Source organism: Arthrobacter sp. B0316-1-20 (assembly GCF_059091865.1).
The window spans coordinates 1-3,720 of record NZ_JBNHHC010000176.1; the positions used below are offsets into that span (position 1 = coordinate 1).

Here is a 3,720-nt window from a genome sequence, read left to right on the forward strand (position 1 = left end):
CCGCTGGCGCGGCCGGCTGTTGGGTCCAGTGCCGGCTCCGCAGAGCTCCGCCGTCCCTGAACCTGTTGTGTCTACGACGTTTTTTGGCTGCTGTCCTTCGGATCGTACGTGCCCGCTCCACCCCGTCTAGCCCCTCCTTCGTCGGGGCCTGCAGGGGCGTGAATTTCCTTCCGGCGCTCGTGCCTCGCTTATTTCCTCCAGGAATTTCCCGCCCTTTGCCCTTGCGGGTAGACGGGCCTGCGTCGGGCACAGCTCCGCAAGCTCCGCCAGCAGCCAAAAAACAACGGGGGGAGAGGGGAAGCTGGCCGGTCACCACTGGTCGCCCCACCCACCAAATCCTCTGCAAAAGGAGCAACACCATGAACGACCGCATCAAGTTCACCGGCCCTGCCGACATCCTGGCCTTCATCCCGCACACCCTGGGACAAACCCCCACAGAGTCCTTCGTCGCACTGACCATGCAGGGCAATAAACTCGGCGCGACCTTGCGCGTCGATGCCCCGTTTGGGCAGGACCCGGTCGGCTACGCCCAAACCATCGTCAGCTACCTGACCGCCGACGAAGCCGCCACCGGCAGCCTGCTGGTGGTCTACACCGACGAGGACACCACCGAGGATCTGCACCCCTACTCCGGGCACGTGCAGGCACTGCGCACCGAACTCGAAACCGCCGGGATGCCCTTGCAGGATGCCTGGCTGGTGACCTCCGAACTGTGGCGGAACTACCACTGCACGGACACCAGCTGCTGCCCCAACCAGTCACTGGACGCCATTACCACCAGCAACGGCAACGCCGCCCTGATCTACCGGGGGAGTGCCGTTACCGGGTTCACCACACCGGCACCGTTCACCGGAGACGAGGCAGCACGCGAGGCGATCGCCGCGCACAAGCCCGACGGCTGGCCCGAAGACTTCGAAGCCAGCCGCGCAGCGTGGTCCAAGGTGCTCGATGATCCCAAGAGCCTGACAACCCAGACCGCGCACCAGCTGGCAGGAGCATTGCAGCACCCCACCATCCGGGACTACATGATGGGTGACATCATCACCCACGCACCCGAACAGTTCACCTCCGTCATGCTCGGGGTGTTCCTCACCCGCCCTGATTGGGCGCGCGTGGACACCGCCCAGGAAGTCGCGTTTGAACTCATGAAAGCCACCCCCGAAGGCCAGCGCGCACCGATGCTGTGCCTGATCGGCTGGCTGGAATGGCTCAAAGGAAAGTCCAGCTTCGCCGCCCGCTACTTCAAGCTCGCACTGGAGGACGTGGCCGGTTACCGGCTCGCCGAACTTCTTGCCGAACTGGTCAACCGCGGCCTGCTCGCCGACTGCACCCGCGACCCGAAGAAGGCGTATGACCGACACCTGAGCCGCTAAACCCGTAGGCCGGACCCCACACACAGGGGTTCGGCCTACCTGTTTGGGTTTCCCAGGTGCGCGGCGGCCTCCCCCGCCAGGGCTCCTCCGGCCGCGTCGGACGCTGTCGCGGGCGCGCGACTTCCAGCCGGGCCGCAGGAACAGCCGATACTGTGAAGGGACGATACCTATCGGCCAATCAGGAGGACAATGACAATGAGCAGTGCCATGCCGTTGCGCTACCGCATGGTCTTGTGGCTGATAGCTGTAGCGCTCACAGTGTTCAGTTTGATGATGCTTGCTAATGAAGAAGAAACTAATCTTCTGGTCTTCATCTGTACTGCAATCGCAGTCCTCACCATCATCGCGGTCTCTCTGATGAAGTGTCGTATCACTTTTCTGGAGCAGTGGATGGAGGTGCGTCTACTGAGATTCATCCGCACAGAGATTGCATACCAGAAAATCACTGATGTTGAAGCTTTTCAGACGGGGTTCTGGCAAGGGATGGGTGTGCGACTGCTCAGGGATGGGAGCATCGGTTACATCGTCGGCGGCACAGCCGTCCGAATGACAGTGGGGAACCGCCCTGTTATCATCTCGACAAGCAACCCGCAGCATGTGATTGCCGAACTAACCCAAAGAGCGAACCTTCGCTAGCCGGAGCCACATAGTTCGCCACTGGTTGACATCCTTTTCGGTATTTTCGGATCCATCCCAGACAGTCAAGGAGCCCCGCACGTGGTCGATCCCTTCCGCATGACCGAAGACGATACCGTTGCCCCGGACGCGAGCCCGCTGGAAGACATCCTGGAACTGAGCCTGCTGACTGCAGGGCCGATCGTAGGTCCCGTTGACCGGCCGGTCGAAGACCACCGACTTGACGAGCAGTGACACTGCGGCAATGACGCCGCACTCGTAGATTTCCTTTGCAGAGGGAAAACCTAAGAAAGGCCGGCACACAAGTGCCGGCCTTTCCCTATCTAGGACGGCTGGTGGCAGCCATCCACCACAGCGCTGCGGCCGCGAGAGTGTTGAGCGCGGCGATGAAAACATCGCCGCCCGCCGGCCGCCCTACCACCACGTCCGCCGCCACCAGCGCCCAGCAAGCAGCTGCGGCCGCAGCAAAAATCAACGCCAGGATCCGCTGAATCCGTGAATAGCCCGGCCCGGTCCGCGGGCGGCCGCTACGACCGCTGGGATGCTGCGCTGCCGGGTCATTCATGCGCCTACCCTACGCAGAATCAGCGCGCGGGGCGCGCTGGGGGTTTCGCTGCGCTGCACCCTGGTGGGCGTCCGCTGGCGCGGCCGGCTGTTGGGTCCAGTGCCGGCTCCGCAGAGCTCCGCCAGCCCTGGCCCTGTTGTGTCTACGACGTTTTCTGGTTGCTGTCCTACGGATTGTAGGCGTCCGCTCCACCCCGTCCAGCCCCTCCTTCGTCGGGGCCTGCGCCCCGGAAATTCCTCTCCGGCGCTCGTTCCTCGCTTATTTCCTCCGAGGATTTTCCCGGACTTGCCCTACGGGTAGACGGGCTTCCGTCGGCCGCCGAGCAAGCAAGCTTGCCAGCAACCAAAAAACAACGGGGAGCGGGGAAGCTGGCCGGTCACCATTGGTCGCCCCACCCACCACATTCCTCTGCAAAAGGAGTAACACCATGAACGCCATCACCACCGAGACGGTAACCACCGCCGACACCGGCGAGGTCATCACCGACGCCCCGGTCCTGCGCGATTACCACGCCGACGGCGGGTACCAGTGGATGGACCTCATCGCCGAGCACGGCTGGACCGTGATTCCCAGCTGGGGGAGCGAGGGCTGGGACCTTGGCCAGTGGCCCTACGTCATGGTCGCTGCCATCCGCACCGCCGATTCCATTGGCAACCTGTTCGGCATCGCCACCTATTGCGAGGGCGACGTGGAAACCACTTACTACCGGACCAAGGCCCGGCAGTGGGACGCCATCACCGAGCAGGCATTCTTCCACTGGAAGAACGGGCAGGCCCACGGACCGGCAGACCTGCCCGAAGCCGCCGCGGAACTGCCCAGCCGGTACCGGATGCCTTACACCGTCCACGCCGCCTAACCAGCACCCATGGTGGCCGGACCGCTCAGCTCCGGCCACCAGCCCGTCCCGGCGAAAGTTCGGGCGGGCCGCCGCACGGTGCAGCTGCCGCCGTGGTCCCCGGCGGCGTCCCGCCGATCCCGAAGAGTCCGACGCTCATCACCTTGCCGCCCCGGACCCGCCCTGGGTTCCTGGCCGGCACCGGAAAAGTCCAAGGCTGCTGGACAAAGAGGGTGCTCGCAGGGCTCGCACTGATTCGGGCGTCCGCTGGCGCGGCCGGCTGTTGGGTCCAGTGCCGGCTCCGCAGAGCT

General features: G+C 64.1%; 5 protein-coding genes. 4 read left to right on the top strand and 1 reads right to left on the bottom strand.

The window, feature by feature from the left end; translation table 11 throughout:
• The first annotated feature begins 359 nt into the window (after positions 1-359).
• From AC5RW2_RS41285 to AC5RW2_RS41295, 3 genes are all read left to right on the top strand, one after another.
• Positions 360-1,373: a DUF4192 domain-containing protein gene (locus tag AC5RW2_RS41285; protein WP_493941353.1), complete on the top strand. Its 1,014-nt coding sequence runs from the start codon at positions 360-362 to the stop codon at positions 1,371-1,373.
• 195 nt (positions 1,374-1,568) lie between these two features.
• Positions 1,569-2,009, top strand: coding sequence for a hypothetical protein (locus tag AC5RW2_RS41290; protein WP_493964510.1), 441 nt, complete (start codon positions 1,569-1,571; stop codon positions 2,007-2,009).
• 81 nt (positions 2,010-2,090) lie between these two features.
• Positions 2,091-2,243 (top strand): hypothetical protein, encoded by a 153-nt coding sequence (locus AC5RW2_RS41295; protein WP_493941351.1) that lies wholly within the window; start codon positions 2,091-2,093, stop codon positions 2,241-2,243.
• An 85-nt stretch (positions 2,244-2,328) separates the two neighbouring features.
• On the opposite strand, the gene AC5RW2_RS41300 is transcribed toward AC5RW2_RS41295, so the two are convergent.
• Positions 2,329-2,574, bottom strand: coding sequence for a hypothetical protein (locus AC5RW2_RS41300; protein WP_493964511.1), 246 nt, complete (start codon positions 2,572-2,574; stop codon positions 2,329-2,331).
• Between the two features lie 427 nt (positions 2,575-3,001).
• Between AC5RW2_RS41300 and AC5RW2_RS41305 the strand changes: the two genes are divergently transcribed.
• On the top strand, positions 3,002-3,430 hold the full coding sequence (locus AC5RW2_RS41305; protein ID WP_493964512.1) for a hypothetical protein: 429 nt from the start codon (positions 3,002-3,004) through the stop codon (positions 3,428-3,430).
• Positions 3,431-3,720: the final 290 nt, after the last annotated feature.